At 68.3% G+C, this 17,509-nt stretch carries 14 protein-coding genes; 8 read left to right on the forward strand and 6 right to left on the reverse strand.

Features of this window, described 5'->3' with window-relative positions; all coding sequences use genetic code 11:
• Position 1: 1 nt before the first annotated feature.
• Complete coding sequence (locus tag BCL79_RS06120; RefSeq protein ID WP_121041182.1) at positions 2 to 1,063, reverse strand: HDOD domain-containing protein; 1,062 nt, start codon at positions 1,061 to 1,063, stop codon at positions 2 to 4.
• 341 nt (positions 1,064 to 1,404) lie between these two features.
• Here BCL79_RS06120 and BCL79_RS06125 point away from each other — a divergent pair, with 341 nt between their 5' ends.
• On the forward strand, positions 1,405 to 2,502 hold the full coding sequence (locus BCL79_RS06125; protein ID WP_121041184.1) for a Glu/Leu/Phe/Val dehydrogenase dimerization domain-containing protein: 1,098 nt from the start codon (positions 1,405 to 1,407) through the stop codon (positions 2,500 to 2,502).
• An 80-nt stretch (positions 2,503 to 2,582) separates the two neighbouring features.
• On the opposite strand, the gene BCL79_RS06130 is transcribed toward BCL79_RS06125, so the two are convergent.
• Entirely contained in the window at positions 2,583 to 5,450 is a 2,868-nt protein-coding gene (locus BCL79_RS06130; protein WP_121038697.1) for a S8 family serine peptidase, read from the reverse strand.
• 175 nt (positions 5,451 to 5,625) lie between these two features.
• Here BCL79_RS06130 and BCL79_RS06135 point away from each other — a divergent pair, with 175 nt between their 5' ends.
• The 3 genes from BCL79_RS06135 (at position 5,626) to BCL79_RS06145 (ending at position 7,823) form a co-directional block, all read left to right on the forward strand.
• Positions 5,626 to 6,801, forward strand: a complete 1,176-nt coding sequence (locus BCL79_RS06135) for a thiolase family protein (protein WP_121038700.1) — start codon at positions 5,626 to 5,628, stop codon at positions 6,799 to 6,801.
• Between the two features lie 124 nt (positions 6,802 to 6,925).
• Positions 6,926 to 7,267 (forward strand): hypothetical protein, encoded by a 342-nt coding sequence (locus tag BCL79_RS06140; RefSeq protein ID WP_088434503.1) that lies wholly within the window; start codon positions 6,926 to 6,928, stop codon positions 7,265 to 7,267.
• Positions 7,268 to 7,418: 151 nt separating this feature from the next.
• Positions 7,419 to 7,823, forward strand: coding sequence for a hypothetical protein (locus BCL79_RS06145; protein ID WP_121038703.1), 405 nt, complete (start codon positions 7,419 to 7,421; stop codon positions 7,821 to 7,823).
• A gap of 74 nt (positions 7,824 to 7,897) precedes the next feature.
• Here the strand turns inward: BCL79_RS06145 and BCL79_RS06150 are convergent, their stop codons facing one another.
• Positions 7,898 to 9,529 (reverse strand): isovaleryl-CoA dehydrogenase, encoded by a 1,632-nt coding sequence (locus tag BCL79_RS06150; protein ID WP_121038706.1) that lies wholly within the window; start codon positions 9,527 to 9,529, stop codon positions 7,898 to 7,900.
• 109 nt (positions 9,530 to 9,638) lie between these two features.
• Here BCL79_RS06150 and BCL79_RS06155 point away from each other — a divergent pair, with 109 nt between their 5' ends.
• Genes BCL79_RS06155 through pdeM form a run of 4 tightly spaced genes read left to right on the forward strand, consistent with a single transcriptional unit; the run spans position 9,639 to position 15,343 of the window.
• Complete coding sequence (locus BCL79_RS06155; RefSeq protein ID WP_121038709.1) at positions 9,639 to 10,646, forward strand: ligase-associated DNA damage response exonuclease; 1,008 nt, start codon at positions 9,639 to 9,641, stop codon at positions 10,644 to 10,646.
• A complete protein-coding gene (locus tag BCL79_RS06160) occupies positions 10,643 to 12,247 on the forward strand; it encodes an ATP-dependent DNA ligase (protein ID WP_121038712.1) in 1,605 nt (534 codons plus the stop codon). Before BCL79_RS06155 ends, BCL79_RS06160 begins: the two co-directional genes overlap by 4 nt.
• A 14-nt stretch (positions 12,248 to 12,261) precedes the next feature.
• Positions 12,262 to 14,709 (forward strand): ligase-associated DNA damage response DEXH box helicase, encoded by a 2,448-nt coding sequence (locus BCL79_RS06165; RefSeq protein WP_121038715.1) that lies wholly within the window; start codon positions 12,262 to 12,264, stop codon positions 14,707 to 14,709.
• Positions 14,699 to 15,343, forward strand: coding sequence for a ligase-associated DNA damage response endonuclease PdeM (gene pdeM, locus BCL79_RS06170; protein ID WP_121038718.1), 645 nt, complete (start codon positions 14,699 to 14,701; stop codon positions 15,341 to 15,343). Before BCL79_RS06165 ends, pdeM begins: the two co-directional genes overlap by 11 nt.
• 45 nt (positions 15,344 to 15,388) lie before the next feature.
• Here the strand turns inward: pdeM and BCL79_RS06175 are convergent, their stop codons facing one another.
• The 3 genes from BCL79_RS06175 to cspE form a co-directional block, all read right to left on the reverse strand.
• Positions 15,389 to 15,793 carry a hypothetical protein gene (locus BCL79_RS06175; protein ID WP_259462112.1) on the reverse strand — a complete coding sequence of 135 codons (405 nt, stop codon included), beginning with the start codon at positions 15,791 to 15,793 and terminating at the stop codon, positions 15,389 to 15,391.
• Positions 15,794 to 15,910: 117 nt separating this feature from the next.
• Positions 15,911 to 17,158 carry an FAD-dependent oxidoreductase gene (locus tag BCL79_RS06180; protein ID WP_121038724.1) on the reverse strand — a complete coding sequence of 416 codons (1,248 nt, stop codon included), beginning with the start codon at positions 17,156 to 17,158 and terminating at the stop codon, positions 15,911 to 15,913.
• 65 nt (positions 17,159 to 17,223) lie between these two features.
• Entirely contained in the window at positions 17,224 to 17,430 is a 207-nt protein-coding gene (cspE, locus tag BCL79_RS06185) for a transcription antiterminator/RNA stability regulator CspE (protein ID WP_019183439.1), read from the reverse strand.
• Positions 17,431 to 17,509 lie beyond the last annotated feature (79 nt).

Consider the following 17,509-nt stretch of genomic DNA (forward strand, 5'->3'; position numbering starts at 1 on the left):
CTCAGCCGGCCTGGGCCACGTCCAGCTCGGCCTCTTCGCCCTCCAGCGTTTCCACGGCCCGCCCGTGCACGCGCCGCCAGATCCACTGCAGTGCATGCGGCGGCGTGTCGTCCAGTTGCTCCAGCAACGCCAGCGCCTGGACCTGACCGATCTGGCCATGGCGGCACAGCAGGCTGGCCGCCGCCGCCGCACGCGCAAAGCGCAGGCTGGCCGCCAATCCACTACCACTCTGGCGGATCAAGGCATCGTGCACGGCCTTGGGCAGCTCCCATGCCGCGGCGATGCGGCTGGCCACCGGCAGGGTCCAACCGTCGAGAAGATCGGCCGCCAGCGCACGCGGCGGGGCGGCGAGCGCCTGTTGCGTGCAGGCATCGAGCAGATGGCGCATCACCAGCGCCGCGCCCAGGCCCTGGGTCAGGCCCAGCCACTGCGCCGCGAAGCCATCTTCATGGGTCACGGTGCGTGCGTGGTCGGCGGCAGCGCGCGAGGCCAGCAGCGCATGCTCCCAGATCACCGCGCTGAACTGCGGAAAGGCATCGCACTGCAGTTGCATCACCGGCTGCACCAGCACCGCGCTGATGATCTGGCGGATGCCATCGGTACCGACCAGGGTGACCGCGCGTTGCAGGGTCTCCACCGGGCGCGCCTGCACCCGGTAGACCGGGCTGTTGGCGATGCGCAGCAGATTGCCGGTCAACACCGGGTCCTGGCTGATGATCCCCGCCATTGCGCGCGCCGAGGCGTCGCTGTCGTTGACGGTCTGGATCAGCTGCGGCAGCAGCTGCGGACGGCGGGGCAGGTGTTTGGCCGACCAGTCCCGCGCCAGCAGCGATGCGGTGACGGCATCACGCAGTTCAACGGTGCGCGGGGCCGCCGCGTCGGCGGCATCGCCACTGCGCGGCACCAGTGCCAGCGTATGCAGCCCGGCCTGCAGCACCCCCACCGGATCGGTACCCGGCGCTACCGGGGCGACCGGCAACGCCGCGGCCCGCCCGTGCGTGGCGGCGCCACGCGCCATCGCCCGGGCCACCACGGCACGCCGGTGACCGAGCACAGCGGCCATGCCAAGCAGCGCCAGCACAGCGGCGCCGACAACCATCGCGCCGTTCATGCCCATGGCCCTGGACGCGCCGGGTCCCGCACTTGCCTTGTTGCGACTGCGCCCACGTGATCCTTCCTGCGATGACCGGCCATCCACACCGTTGCCACGGCATCGGCCTGCGCTTCAGCAACTTTAATGGCCGTGGTGCGCAAGACCCCTGACAACACCGTCCGTCGGAATGCACTAGAATGGCGCCGCGCGACCCGTCCGAGACCCGACGACGTCGCTTTTTTTGTTTTACAACCCACCTTTTGCTGGCGCGTTCGCCGCTGTTCGCCACCGTTCGCACCATCGGAGCCACCATGTTATTTGAAACCCTCGAAACCACCGGTCACGAACAAGTGGTGTTCTGCCACAGCCGCGACGCCGGTCTGAGGGCGATCATCGCCATCCACAACACCACCCTCGGCCCGGCCCTGGGCGGTGTGCGCATGCGTCCCTACGCCAGCACCGACGAGGCCTTGGCCGATGCGCTGCGCCTGAGCCGCACCATGACCTACAAGAACGCCCTGGCCGGCCTCAACGTGGGTGGTGGCAAAGCGGTGATCATCGGTGACCCCAAGCGCGACAAGACTGAAGTGCTGTTCCGCGCTTTTGGCCGTTATGTCGATTCGCTGGGTGGCCGCTACATCACCGCCGAGGACGTCGGCACCGATGTCAACGACATGGAAAATATTTACCTGGAGAGCGAGTACGTCACCGGCGTACACCAGGTGCACGGCGGCTCCGGCGACCCGGCACCGTTCACCGCGTACGGCGCGCTGCAGGCGCTGATGGCATCGATGCAGCACAAGCTGGGCCATGAGGAAGTGGGCAAGGCCAGCATCGCGGTGCAGGGCCTGGGCCATATCGGCATGGAACTGGTGAAGCTGCTGCGCGATCGTGGCGCCAAGCTGTACGTCAGCGACCTGGACAGCACGCGCGTGGACCGCGCTGTCACCGAATACGGTGCGGAGGCGGTCAAGCCGGAAGACATCTACGACGTCAACGCCGACATCTTCGCGCCCTGCGCGCTGGAAGGCGCGATCAATCCGGATACCCTGCCGCGCCTGAAGTGCAAGATCGTCTGTGGTACCGCCAACAACCAGCTTTCCAGCCTGGAGGTCGGCGACGAGCTGCACGCGCGCGGCATCCTCTACGCACCGGATTACGCGGTCAACGCCGGGGGCGTCATGAACGTCTCGCTGGAGATCGACGGCTACAACCGTGAGCGCGCGATGCGCCTGATCCGCAGCATCTACCACAACCTCGGCCGCATCTTCGCGCTGTCGCAGAGCGAGGGCATCGCCCCGCAGCGCGCCGCCGACCAGATCGCCGAATCGCGCATCCTGTCGATCGGCAAGCTGAAGATGCCGCTGGGCCGGAGCACGCCGCGCCGGGGCAGCCTGCGCGGCAACTGAGCCGTTGCGCTGACAAACGAAGAGGGCGCGATCATCGATCGCGCCCTCTTTTTTTTTTTGCGTCGCGGCCAGGTCCGCGTTTAGAACCCAGCCGAATAGCGCACCTGCACCTGACGCAGATCGCCGCGCGGCCCAAAGCGCTGGTCGTACCCGAACGCCAGTCGGCTGTTGCGGTTCAACCACGACTCCAGCGAGAGCCCGAACAACCCGCCCGAGCGGGCCGGCTGCAACCCTGCTACCGGCGCCCAGGCCTCGACGCCGACGAAGCTGGCCTCCAGCGAAAGGCCGTCGCTGGACAAATGCTGCTGCCATTCGGCATAGCCGCGCAGCGACCAGCCGCCCCAGCGCCGCTCGGCGCGCAGGCCGGCCAACGCCTGGCTGCGCGTACTCACGGCATCGCGCGCGCGCAGCCCGAAGCCCATGCCGCCTGTTTCACTGAAACCATCGCTGTCCACCCGGGCGTACTCGGCGCCCAGGTAAGGCGTCAGCGAGGCAGTGGCACTGCCGAAACGGTAGCCCGACTCCACGCTGGCCGCGCTGAAGCTGCCGCCATAGCGCGCATTGACGCCGTACTGCCCGGCACCGAGCAGCAACTGGCGATCGATCTCACGGGTGAACTGGCCGGCGCCGATCTGGCCCATCGCATACGCGCGGCCCGTGCCCCAGCCGGCATACACCTGCGCCTGCGACTGACGGTCGCGACCACGGTCACTGCCCCACGCGCGGCTGCCGTAGCTGCGCGTTTCACCGAATGCGAAACCGAGCATGCCGTGGCTGCCCAATGCCATGTCCTGGCCCATCATCCAGCCGCGGGTCGCCACGCCGTTGCCGGCGAAACTGCCCTGGCCCGCCTCGCCCAGCGTGCTCTGCCAAGCACCGCGCAGGCGTGGCGCGGCCTGCACATCACCGACCCGTGCCGACAGCGCACGACGGTTCATGTCGATGCTGTCGAAGGTCGCTGCCGTGGCCAGGGCGTGGGCCTTGCCGGAGAGGCTGTCCAGGCTGGCCTGCAAGGCGCTGGCGCCATCCACCTGCTGCAGCTTCCCGGCCCCGTCGGCAAACCCATCCAGTGCCGCGCCGCTGCGATCCAGCACTTCAAACGCGGATTCGACCCGCGCTGCCGAGGCCAGCGCCGTGCCGCCCAGGCCGGCCTGGAGGCTGGCGCTGGTCACGCTGATGCGGTCGATGACCATGGTGACGTCGTTGTTGGCGTGCAGCAGGCTGGCCTGGAGCAGGCTGCCGGGTGTCAGCCCATTGGTGACGCTGGCGAACGTGCCGGCCACCCCACCATCGGCATGCAGCAGTGGCTGCGTGCGTCCGTCACGGGGCACGTAACCGGCGATGATGCTGTCCACACGGACCGTGCCGGCCAGCGTGGCGGTGCCGTTCACCATGAGCGGGTTGGCCCCCAGTGCGACGACCAGTTGCGCGCCGGCACGCTGGATGTAGTTGCCTTCGATGACAGCATCTATATTGTCGCTGCGCAGCATCACGCTGGCGCCGTTGTCCACGTTGCCGCCCACCCGCGTGGTGCCGTTCATGAACTGCAGCGCCGCGGCGTTGGGATCACCTGCCTGCGGCACGATGAGCACGTTGGAACGCAGCGACGCACCGCCGCGCAACGCAAGGGTGCCGCGCTCGATGAACGTGTCACCGGTGTAGGTATTGGCGCCGGCCAGGGTCAACGCACCCGTACCCTGCTTGGTCAGTCCGCCACTGCCGCTGATGTCGTTGCTCCATACCGAATTCAGCCCCGGCGTGCTGACATTGACCGTCGTATCGCCCCAGTCCAGCCTGGCCGGTCCGTTGATCGCCTTGGCGATGTTGAGCAGGCCATAGCCGAAGGTGCTGTCCACGCCACCCGCGCCGAGATCGGTCGCCGTGCCGAGCAGGGTCTGACGCACCAGGTCGTTGGTGAAGTACGGGTACTTCTGCCACACCAGCGCGGCCGCGCCGGAGACCAGCGGCGCTGCATAGGACGTGCCCGAGCCGTAGTAGTACGTGGGCGTGCCGCCGGTGTTGGCCGGATCGACGTACGCCGCGGTGCCCGGGGCCGCAAGGCAATAGCGTGCTGCCACGCCGCACGCGTTGGCGTAGGAGGCCAGCTTGCTCGGGTCGGCGGTATCGACCGCGGTCACGCTGAGCCACCCGCGCTCCAGATCCGCTGCCGGCAGGCTGCCGCCGGTGCCCGGCTGGCTGGGCAGGGCCGCCATGCTGGAGGGATTGGCCTTGCTCTCGTTGCCGGTCGCGAACACCACCAGGCCGCCATTGCCGATGATGAAAGGACGGTACTCCTGGGCAATCGGCGCGGTGGCGGCCGGATTGGTCCAGTACAGGCCGCCCCACGAGTTGTTCATGATCTTGACGCCGGCATTGATCAGATCCTGGTGCACGGGCGCCAGGCCCAGCGCACCGCTGACCTGGTTGCCGCTGCCGGACCCATCATCGACCGGGCTTTTGTCGGCGATGATCCGTGCCGACACGATCTGCGCATCCGTCGCCACACCGCCTGGCCAGCTTCCCACCCGGCGACCGGCCGCCAACTGGGACACCACAGTGCCATGCCCGACCACATCATCCACGTTGGGGTTGTTCACCCGCGGATCGACGTAGGTGTAACTGGCCACGACGCGCCCGTTGAGCGCCGGATGGCTGCGGTTGACGCCTGAATCGACTACGCCGATGCGCACGCCAGCGCCGGTCCAGCCGGCCGCCTGCGCGGGGCCGGCCTGGATGATGCTCAGGTGCGCATCGAAGGCCGGCTGTGCCGGCGGTGCCGTGGTCGGCGGTGGCGTCGGGGGCGTGGTGGGGGGCGGCGACGGGGGCTGGGTCGGAGGCGGCGACGGCTCCAGATCCCCGCGGACATTGCTGCCCCCGCCTCCGCAGGCACTGAGTGCCAACGCCAACGCCGCGGCCAAGGCCGACCTGCCGATCACAACCTGCTTCATCCCTGCTCCCCTTGTGAATGGACCTTCCCCACCTGCCTGCCCCCGGGCAGACACCGGCAGTCAATGCCGACCCTCTATACTGGACCGACCCCCACGCAGTCTGCCGGGAAATGCGTCGGCTTCCAACGCCCGCGTTCCCATTCCGCTCTTCGCTCACGCACCAAAGAGATTGCACATGTCCAACATCGTCATCGCCGCCGCCAAGCGCACCGCCATCGGCTCCTTCCTGGGCCAGTTCAACGGCGTGCCGTCCCCGACCCTGGGGTCCACCGTGATCGCCGCGGCCCTGGAGCAGTCCGGAGTACCGGCTGCGGACGTTTCCGAAGTGATCATGGGCTGCGTGCTGCCGGCCAACCTCGGCCAGGCGCCGGCCCGCCAGGCCGCGATCGCCGCCGGGATTCCGGTCTCCACCGGCGCCACCACCCTCAACAAGGTGTGCGGCTCGGGCATGAAGGCCATCATGCTGGGGCATGACCTGATCAAGGCCGGCTCGGCCAGCATCGTGGTCGCCGGCGGCATGGAGTCGATGTCCAACGCCCCGCACATGATCCCCAACTCGCGCACCGGCAACCGCTTCGGCAACTTCCAGGTGATCGACCACATGGCCCACGACGGCCTGGTCAATGCCTATGACGGCAAAGCCATGGGCGAGTTCGCCGAGTGCACGGTGGAGAAGTACCAGGTCAGCCGCGAGGACCAGGATGCCTTCGCCATCGAATCGGTGCGCCGTGCGCAGGCCGCCCAGGCCAACGGCGCTTTCGACGGTGAGATCGTCCCGGTGAAGGTCAGCACGCGCAAGGGTGAGGTGGAATACGCACAGGACGAGCAGCCGAGCCGCTCGGACATCGCCAAGATCCCGACCCTGCGCCCGGCGTTCAAGAAGGACGGCACCGTCACCGCCGCCAGTTCGTCGAGCATCTCCGACGGCGCTGCCGCCGTGGTGCTGCTGTCCGAAGAGGATGCCGCCGCCCGCGGCCTGCAGCCGCTGGCCCGCATCGTCGGCCATGCGACCCACTCCCAGGCGCCGGAATGGTTCACCACCGCCCCCATCGGTGCGATCCAGAAGCTGCTGGAAAAGACCGGCTGGACGCTGGACCAGGTGGACCTGTTCGAGATCAACGAAGCCTTCGCCGTGGTCGCGATGGCGCCGATCCGCGAACTGGGCATTCCGCACGACAAGGTCAATGTCAATGGCGGCGCCTGCGCATTGGGTCATCCCATCGGTGCGTCCGGTGCACGGCTGGTGGTCACGCTGGTGAACGCATTGCGCAAGCGTGACGCCAAGCGCGGAATTGCTACCCTGTGCATTGGCGGCGGCGAAGCCACGGCCATCGCTATCGAATTGATTTGATTTGATTTAACGCGCATTTCTCAAAACTGAATGCGCGATCGCTTGACAGCCAATCGTGGCTTGTCATCATGTTGCCGGGCGCGCAATAGCGCGTTGCCTAATCTAACGACGAGGATTCACAACAATGAGCATCAACAAGCTGCTGATCGCGATGGCCCTGGGCCTGGCTCTGACCGCCTGCTCGAAGCAGGAGCAGGCTGCTGACGCCGCCGCTTCGGCCAACGAAGCTGCCGCTGACGCCCAGGCCGCTGCTGACCAGGCCGCTGCTGCTGGCGCCCCGGCTGCTGACGCTGCCCAGGCTGCTGCTGACACCGCCACCACCGCTGCTGACGCTTCGGCTGATGCCGCTGCCCAGGCTGCCGGCGCTGCCACCGACGCTGCTGCCGACCAGGCTGCTGACGCTGCCAAGGCTGCCGAAGGCACCGCCGAGAAGGCCAAGGACGCTGCTGAAGAAGCCAAGAAGTAATAACTTCTTTCTTCAAGCACGTCTGAAGAAGCCGCTGGTTCGCCAGCGGCTTTTTCTTTGGGCGCGGGTTGTGCAGATCCTGCCACCCACCGGTTCTTCACAGACGCATGAATAGGCTGGCCTCCCATCCATCGCCGTTCTGGAGCGCCACATGAAGATCCGTCCGCTGACCACCTCCCTGCTGGCTGCTTCCCTGCTGCTCGGCCTGGCCGCGTGCAAGGGCCCGGAGGCCGAACAGGCCCGCCGTGATACCGCCCAGGCTGCCGACAGCACCAATGCCGCCGCGCGCGAAGCCGTGGACAAGGCCGCTGCCGCCACCCGCACTGCCGCCGACGATGCCGCTGCCGCCTCCGAGCGCGCCGCCGCCGACACCCAGCAGGCGCTCGACCGCGCAGCCGCAGCGACCTCCGAGGCCGCTGGCGAAGCCAAGGTTGCCGCCAAGGATGCGGCCGCCCATGCCAGCGACTCAACCGCCGACGCGGCGCAGAAAGTCGCCGACAAGGCACGCGACGTTGCCGACGACGCCAAGAAGAACGCCAACGAAGCCAAGCGCTGAGTCGGCTCCCTCACGCCGTCTTCGGGTGTGACCAACGCCCCCTCTCCGGAGGGGGCGTTTTCATTGGGGCGCGTTCACGGCAGAGCGCGGCTCAGCACGGCCGCGAAATCCACGTCGGCCGGCAACGTCCCGAAGGCCATCCCATGCTCGGCACCCAGCCGCGAGCGGACGAAGGCCGATGCGTTCGGGCTCTGCGCGCCCAGCAGGACCGCGGCCTGCAAGACCAGCGCCAGGCGTTCGGTGATACGGCGGGCCTGAGCTTCCTGTGGCGTTGCCGCACGCTGCATGCGTAACGCCCGCAGTGCCGCGTCATAGATCGCATCCACACCGGCCACCGCATCCAGCTCGGCGTCCAGCGCCTGCAGCACCTGTGGTTCGCGCGACAGCGCACGCAGCACATCCAGGCACTGGATGTTGCCGCTGCCTTCCCAGATCGAATTCAACGGCGCTTGACGATACAGCCGCGGCAGCATCGACTCCTCCACATAGCCGGCACCGCCGAGGCACTCCTGCGCTTCATTGACGAACACGGCCGCGCGCTTGCACACCCAGTACTTGCCCACCGCCGTCGTGATGCGTGCGAATGCGGCCTGCTGCGAGTCCGTCCCGGCCTGATCCACCGCCCGCGCCACGCGCAGGGCAAACACCGTGGCCGCTTCGGATTCGATCGCCAGATCCGCCAGTACGTTGGCCATCAGCGGGTGCTCGCTCAGCTGCTTGCCGAAGCTGCTGCGATGCCGGGTGTGATGCAGCGCCTGCGCCAGGGCCATGCGCATCTCGGCGGCGGCACCGAGCATGCAGTCCAGCCGCGTCATCATGACCATGCCGATGATGGTCGCCACCCCGCGCCCTTCCTCGCCCACCCGCTGCGCCCAGGCCCCGCACAGCTCCACCTCGCTGGAGGCGTTGGACCAGTCGCCAAGCTTGTCTTTCAAGCGCATCAGACGGAACGCGTTGCGGTGGCCATCGGCCAGGCGCCGCGGCATGAGGAAACAGCTCAGGCCGCCCGGCGCCTGCGCCAGCACCAGGAAGCCATCGGACATCGGCGCGGAGAAGAACCACTTATGGCCCACCAACGCATAGCTGCCATCGGCCTGGGGCTCGGCCCGCGTGGTGTTGCTGCGTACGTCCGAGCCGCCCTGTTTCTCGGTCATGCCCATACCCAGGGTGATCCCGGCCTTGTCGGCAATCGGTACGTCACGCGGGTCGTAGTGAGGCGCTGCCGCCTTGTCCGCCCAGGCGGCGAGCGACGGATCCTGGCGCAACACGGCGACCGCAGCGTGGGTCATCGTCAGCGGACAACTGGTACCCGCCTCGGCCTGGTGATGCAGATAGCTCAACGCCGCGCGTGCCACGTGCGCACCGGGGCGACCATCGTGCCAGGACAGCCCGGCCACGCCATGCGTTTTCGCCGCCGTCATCAGCTGGTGGTATGCCGGATGGAACTCGACGGTATCGATGCGATGGCCCTGTGCATCGTGGGTGCGCAGACGCGGGCGATCGCGATTGGCATCGAAGCCGATCCGATAGAGCTCATCGCCGGCGAGATCGCCATAGCGCGCCAACTGGCCCGCGAACGCGGCGCCGCCTTCGCGCTGTACTGCCTCGGCCAGCGCGACGTCGTCGGCCCACAGATTGCGCCCTCCGAACGGTGGCGGCTGGTTGCTCACCTGATGCGTTTCGAACGCGGGCAATGCAGACGTCATCACGGCGACCTCCTTGCAGACAGATGCACCGATTCTGCCGCATCCCCCTGCAGGCCGCCGTTCATGCGGATTCTCACCTCCTGCACGAGCGCGGCGGCACAGTGCAGACATGAACACCGATGCCGACAACGAAGACCTGGTGGTGCTCCGGCCCGAGGGGCTGTACTGCCCGGCCGGTGATTTCCACATCGACCCGTGGCGGCCGGTGCCGCGTGCGGTGATCACGCACGGCCATGGCGATCACGCGCGCAACGGCATGGGCCATTACCACTGCACCACGCAGACCCTGCCGATCCTGCGCTGGCGCCTGGGCGATGTGGACTGCACCGCGCACGCGTACGGCGAGCGCTTCCCCTTGGGCGACACCGAGGTCTCGCTGCATTCGGCCGGGCATGTGCTGGGCTCGGCCCAGGTGCGGATCGCGCACGCGGGACGGGTATGGGTGGCCTCGGGCGACTACAAGCGCCAGCCCGATCCGAGCTGCGATCCGTTCGAGGTGGTGCCCTGCGACACCTTCATCACCGAAGCGACCTTCGGCCTGCCGGTCTACCGCTGGCCGGACACCGCGCAGGTGGCCGCCGACATCGTGGCCTGGCGGCGCGAATGCGAAGCACGTGGCGAGGCGGCCGTACTGCTCTGCTACGCGCTCGGCAAGGCGCAGCGGATCCTGGCCGAACTGCTGCCACTGGATGACCAGCCTGCGCTGCTGCATGGCGCGATCGCCACCGGCGTGGCGGTCTACCGCGAGGCCGGCATTGCGATGCTGGCCACCGAGCCGGTCAGCGAGCAGGCGCGCGGTGCCGAGTTCGCCGGCAAGCTGATTCTTGCCCCGCCCTCGGCCGCCGGAAGCGCGTGGATGCGCCGCTTCAAGCGTGCGCAGCTGGGCTTCGCCTCCGGCTGGATGCGGGTGCGTGGCAACCGCCGCCGGCGCAACTACGATCGCGGCTTTGTGGTCTCCGATCACGCCGACTGGCCCGACCTGCTGCGCACCATCGCCGAAACCGGCGCGCGACGCGTGATCGCCACCCACGGCAATACCGATGCGCTGATCCGGTTCCTGCGCGAGCGGGGTGTCGCCGCCGAAGCGTTCGCCACCGGCTACGGGGACGAAGAATGAAACGCTTCGCCGCGCTTTACAGCGAACTCGACCGCAGCACCGCTACCGGCGACAAGCGCGCCGCGCTGGTGCGCTACTTCCAGCAGGCGCCACCGCACGACGCGGCATGGGCCCTGTTCCTGCTGGCCGGTGGCAAGGTCACCAGTGCGCGGCAGAAGATCGCCGGCAACGCCGAACTGCGCGCGTGGGTCGCCGAGATGTCCGACACACCGGCGTGGCTGGTGGACGACAGCTATGACCAGGTCGGCGATCTGGCCGAGACCCTCACCCTGCTGATGGACGACCCGGTGCAGGCCGGGGCGGATATCGCGCTCGCCGACTGGATCGAGCAGAAGCTGCTGCCGGTCGCCAATCAACCCGAGCCGGTGCGCCACGCCGCGGTCACGCAGGCCTGGCAACACCTTGCCTTCGACGAGCGGCTGGTGTTCAACAAGCTGCTGACCGGCGCGCTGCGCGTGGGGGTATCGCAGCGGCTGGTGCAGCAGGCACTGGCCGAATGGTCGGGCCTTGATATCGCGCGCATCGCCCAGCGCATGCTCGGCAGCTGGGTGCCCACGCCCGGGCTGCTGGCGGCGCTGCTGTCACCGGAAGAGCGGCCGGAAGATCGCCAGCAGCCCTACCCGTTCTTCCTGGCCTCACCGCTGGAGGCGGAGGTCGACACGCTCGGGCCGATCGAGGACTGGCTGCTGGAATGGAAATGGGATGGCATCCGCCTGCAGGTGCTGCGCCGCCAGGGCGAGGTCGCGCTGTGGTCGCGCGGCGAAGAACGTCTGGATGGGCGCTTCCCGGAGATTGAAGCGGCGGCGATGGCGCTGCCCGATGGCTGCGTGATCGATGGCGAACTGCTGGCCTGGGCCGACGGCGATGATCTACCGCTGCCCTTCACCGCGCTGCAGACGCGCATCCAGCGCCTCAAACCTGGCCCCAAGACGCTGCGCGATACGCCGGTGCGCGTGCTCGCCTACGATCTGCTCGAACTGGACGGTGACGACCTGCGCGCCTTGCCTCTCTCGCAACGGCGTGCGCGCTTGGCCGAGGTGCTCGCCACGCTGGCGGACCCGCGCCTGATGCTGTCGCCGGCGGTCCGCGTGGCGGATTGGAGCGCGGCGGCCGCGCAGCGCGATCTGGCCCGCGAGCGCGGTGTGGAAGGGCTGATGCTCAAACGCGGCGACTCGGTCTACCAGGCCGGGCGCCGGCGCGGCGACTGGTGGAAATGGAAGATCGCCCCGCTGACCATCGATGCGGTGATGATCTACGCGCAGTCCGGCCACGGCCGGCGCAGCACGCTCTACACCGATTACACCTTCGGGGTGTGGGACGGCGAGACGCTGGTGCCGGTGGCCAAGGCGTACTCGGGCCTGGACGACAAGGAAATCCTGGCGCTGGACCGCTGGATCCGCGCGAACACGATCGAGCGCTTCGGGCCGGTACGCAGCGTGCGTGGCGAGCAGGTGTTCGAGCTCGGCTTCGAAGCGGTGAACCGCAGCAAGCGGCACAAGTCCGGCATCGCCGTACGCTTCCCGCGCATCCTGCGCTGGCGGCATGACAAACCCGCCAGCGAGGCCGACACCCTGGCCCAGCTGCAGGCACTGGCGCGGTGACCCGACGCGAGGCCATGGCCCGGCTGACGGCGTGGTTCGCCAGCCGGGGCTGGGCGCCACTGCCCTTCCAGAAAGCGATGTGGCGGCATTACCTGGCCGGCGCGTCCGGCCTGCTGCACACACCGACCGGCAGCGGCAAGACGCTGGCCATGTTCGGTGGCCCGTTGCTGCAGGCGCTCAACAACCCGCCCCCCCGAACCACCCGCGGCCGCGCGAAGACCCCCGTACCCGTCCTGCAGGTGCTGTGGATCACCCCGCTGCGCGCACTGGCCGCCGACACCGCGCGCGCGCTGCGTGAGCCACTGGATGCCCTCGGGTTGGACTGGCAGGTGGGCCTGCGTACCGGCGATGCCAGCGCGCGCGACAAGCGCCTGGCGCGAGAAGGGCGGCTGGATGTGCTGGTGACCACGCCTGAATCATTGGCGCTGCTGCTGAGCTATCCCGACACGATGGCGCGCCTGCAGCACCTGCGCTGCGTGGTGGTGGACGAGTGGCACGAACTGCTCGGCAACAAGCGCGGCGTGCTGCTGCAGTTGAATCTGCGCCGCCTGCGCGATGCCCTGCCCGCGCTGCAGGTGTGGGGACTGTCAGCGACGCTGGGCAATCTGGACGAAGCGCGCGAGGTGCTGTTGCCCGATGTGCCCGATGCCCCGCTGGTGGCCGGCGCGCGGCCGCGCCCGGTCAGTGTGGAGACGCTGCTGCCCGCGCAGGGCGAGCGCTTCCCGTGGGCAGGCCACCTGGGTCTGTCGCAGTTGCAGCGCGTGCTCGAAAAACTGCTGACGGTGCGTACCAGCCTGCTGTTCACCAACACCCGTGCGCACGCCGAGCTCTGGCATCAGGCGCTGTCGGCGGTGTGGCCGGAAGACCCGGCCACACTCGCCCTGCATCACGGCTCGCTCGACCCGGCGTTGCGCCGCGCGGCCGAAGAAGGCCTGCGCGAGGGCCGCCTGCGCTGCGTGGTCGCCACTTCCAGCCTGGATCTGGGTGTGGATTTTCCCAGTGTCGACCAGGTGCTGCAGATCGGCAGCCCCAAGGGTATCGCACGGTTGCTGCAGCGCGCGGGGCGCGCCAGGCATCGTCCCGGCGAATCCGGGCACATCGTGTGTGTCCCCTCGCACGCGCTGGAGCTGGTGGAATACGCGGCTGCGCGGCGCGCGCTGGCCCACGGCCACATCGAAGCACGCCGGCCGCTGCGCTTGTCGCTGGATGTGTTGGCGCAGCATGCGGTGAGCTTCGCACTCGGCGGCGGCTTCGATCCGGACGTGCTGTTCGAGCAGGTGCGGCGCACACACGCGTTCGCCGGTCTGGATCGCGCGCACTGGGAGGGCGTGCTGGAGTTCATCGTGCAGGGCGGCCGCGCGCTGTCGCAGTACCCGGATTTCCACAAGGTCGTGCGCGATGACGATGGCATTTACCGCGTGCACGACCGTCGCGTCGCGCTGCGGCACCGGTTGTCGATCGGCACCATCACCAGCGATGGCAGTGTCATGGTGCAGTTCCTGCGCGGCGGCCGGCTGGGTGCGGTGGAAGAACAGTTCCTCAGCCGGCTGCGGCCCGGTGATCGCTTCCAGTTCGCCGGCCGCCTGCTGGAACTGGTGCGGCTGGAGAACCTGACCGCCTACGTGCGCGTGGCACGCGGCGGCGATGGGGTGGTGCCGCGTTGGCAGGGCGGTCGGTTGCCGCTGTCGGACGCGCTAGGGCATGAAATGGAAACAGTGCTGGCCCACCCGCCCGAGAGCCCGGAGATGCAGTGGCTGGCGCCGCTGTTGGCGCTGCAGATGCGCCTGTCGGCCCTGCCTGGGCCTGAGCTGCTGCTGGTGGAGCATGTCCGCCGGCGCGAAGGCCAGTTCGTGTTCGTGTATCCCTTCGCCGGCCGTCAGGTCAATGAAGGGCTGGCCGCGTTGATGGCGATGCGCTGGACGCGCCTGCAGACCAATACGTTCGGCTACGCGGCCAACGATTACGGTTTCGTACTCGCCCCGGCACGTGCGGTTGAGATCGATGCGGCACGCGTGCGCGCGTTGCTGGAACCACAGGGACTGCTTGCGGATCTGCGCGAGAGCCTCAATCTGGGCGAGCTTGCCCGACGCCAGTTCCGCGACATCGCGCGCGTCTCCGGCATGCTGGTACCCGCGCTGCCGGGGCGGACACCGCGCAGCCTGCGTCAGCTGCAGGCCTCCAGCGGATTGCTGTTCGACGTCCTGCGCCAACATGATCCGGATCACATCCTGCTGACGCTGGCCGAACACGAAGTGCTGCACGATCAACTCGATATTGAGCGTCTGGCCCGCGCCCTCACCCTCTGCCAGGCGCGGACGCTGAGCCTGCAGCATCCGGCCAGCCTGGGCCCACTGTCCTTCCCCCTCTGGGCCGAGCGGCTGCGCGGCCAACTCAGCAACGAAGACTGGAAGACCCGCGTCCTGCGCGCTGCACAGCAACTGGAGAAGCGCCATGGCGCCTGAACTGCCGATCACCCTCGCCGGCGAAGCCGTCCACCTGCTCGGCGCGCGTGCGCTGCATTGGCCGGCGCGCAACGCGCTGTTGATCGCTGACCTGCATCTGGGCAAAGCGGACCTGTTCCGGCGGTCGGGCATCGGCCTGCCCAGCGGCGGTACGTCCGATGACCTGCAGCGGCTGGGCGCGATGGTGCAGCACCACGACGTGCGCCATCTGTGGATTCTCGGGGATGTGCTGCATGGCGCGGCGCATCGCGCGGCGTGGTACCGGCAGTGGCAGGGATGGCGCGAGCAGCATCCTCACCTGTGGATCGGCGCGCTGGAAGGCAATCACGACCGGGTGTTGCCCAAGGCCGACCTGGGCATCGAACTGCTCGGCGAGCGTGTGCAGGAGGGGCCCTTCCTGCTGCGCCATGCACCGCAGCGCCAGCCGGGCCTGCATGTGCTGTGCGGCCATCTGCACCCGCTGGCGCGCCTGCCCGGCATGCAGCGGCGGTGGCCGTCGTTCTGGATGCGCGAGGGAATGACGATCCTGCCGGCGTTTTCCGGATTCACCGCCGGCATCGCACCGGTGCTCGGTGCCGGCGAGCAGCTGGTGGCCTGTGTCGAAGACCAGGCCATCGCGTTGCCGGCGCGCTGATTCGGGCAGCGCGCGACGTCAGTGGCCCCAACTACCTTGCCTGGATCAGGCAGCCGAAGCCAACAGGTCCGGCATCAACCGGATATCCGGTGCGTTCGGATTGGGCCGTACGGGTTGCCGTTGGATCGCGGTCAGCATGTCATGGGCGGCGGCACGGATGCGCGGATGGTGCTCCGGCGCGGCGTGCGTGATGAGGCTGGTCACATGGAACTCGAACACGTCTTCCATCACGTCCGGCTGATCCTCATGCAGCATCTGCAGTAGTCCGCGCAGTTTGCGGATTTCACTTTCCAGAGTTTCGGCCGAGAACAGCATTTCAATCTCCTTGGGTTGCGATCGGTCCACCGGACCGTAGGTCGCAAACGCAGCATCACCGTACCACCCCGCCGTCGCGGGCCTCCAAGCGATCAGGAATCGGACGCGCATGGGCGGTGTCAGCAGGGCGCGCATGGACAAGCGCGAGCGCTGCGTTTGCCAGGGTGTTGTCCCATGCCAGCGGTGAGTCCACCGTCAATGAATGTTATTCACGCCTTCACATCGGCGTGCGCGCACCGATACGCAGGGGTATCAGCGGATGCCATCCGTCGCTCGCGCGGCATGCATCGCCTGCACGAAAGCGGGCGACAACGGCAGTCTGCCCAGCCAGCCACGTTGGGTTCCGCTGAGCACGCGGAGCATATGCCCGCGCCCACCCGGCACGCGGCCCATGGGTTGGAACAGCACATCGCGTGCGCGCGCCAGTCCATCGCGTTCGGACTGGAACAAGGGCGTCAGCCATCGACTCCAGTACTGGTAGATCGCCACGTGGGCGCGCCGCTGCACCTGGTAGGCGCGCAGCGCGACCTCGGCATCGGCGTGCGCGCGCAGTGCGTCACGCAACGCCAGCGCGTCCATCAGCGCCATGTTCACGCCCTGCCCCAGCTGTGGACTCATCGCGTGCGCCGCATCGCCGACCAGCACCAGCCGCCCGCGATGCCAGCGCGAGAGCACGGCGTCACGGTACCCGGCGCGGGCCAGTTGACCCGGTTCGGTCACGCCGGCGAGGCGCTCGTGCGCCTGCGGCCACAGCGTGGCGATCTCGTCGAGCCAGCGGGCCATGCCGTCACGCTCCCACTGTGCGAAGCGGTCACGCGGCAGGCTCCAGAAGAAACTCAGCTGCGGCGCATCGTTGCCCGGCCGAGTCCCAACCGGCAGCAGCCCGATCATCTTGCGCGCGGCCACATAGCGTTGCCGCAGTTCATCCACGTGCGGCCAGTCGCCGCGCGGCAGCAGGCACCACAGCGCGCCCCACGGGTATTCGCGGTCCAGCGTGGTGCCCTGCACCTGCGCGCGCAGCGAGGAGGCGGCACCATCGGCAGCAATCACCAGATCGTACGGCCCGTGCCAGCGCCCGTCCGCATCACGCACGCGCCCCTGCGCGGTGTCCACCTCGACGATGGCGGTACCGGCCTGCAGGTTGCCCGGCTGTTCCCACGCAGCTGCCAGCAGCGAGAACAACGCGCCGCGCTGCATGCCCACGCCGTGCAGTGCGGCATCCAGATGGACGTACCGCATATCCATCACCGCGCGTCCGCACGGCGTCTCGCCGTACAGGCGGCGCACGGCAGCGCCGTGACGGAGCACCGCGGGCAGCAGCCCCATCTGCCAGAGCACGTCCAGACCGCTGGGCTGGAGCAGGAAGCCTGCACCGACGGGTCCCGGGGTTGCGGCACGCTCGAACACGTGCACATCGTGATGATCGCGTGAAAGCAGGATCGACAACGCCTGCCCGGCGGTGCCGTAGCCGACGATGGCGATGGTGCGAGGTGGAGACATGCGCGTACTCACTGATGAAAAAAAAACCCCGCCGAAGCGGGGTTTTCAATGCGCAGCTGAAAGAATCACTCAGCCGGCACGATGTTCGAGGCTTGGGCGCCCTTCGGGCCCTGGGTCACGTCATAGGTGACCTTCTGGCCTTCCTGCAGACTGCGGAAGCCCTTGGAGTTGATCGCGGAGAAGTGCGCGAAGACGTCGGCGCTGCCGTCCTCCGGCGAGATAAAGCCAAATCCCTTGGCGTCGTTGAACCACTTGACGGTACCGTTCGGCATGGTAATGCGAGACCTTCTTCTATGAATGGGTGGTGTACGCTCAACCAGCGCACTGGCGGAGTATGCAAACCTTGTACGG

The sequence above is a fragment of the Stenotrophomonas rhizophila genome (assembly GCF_003651185.1).
Taxonomy (GTDB): Bacteria; Pseudomonadota; Gammaproteobacteria; order Xanthomonadales; family Xanthomonadaceae; genus Stenotrophomonas; species Stenotrophomonas maltophilia_Z.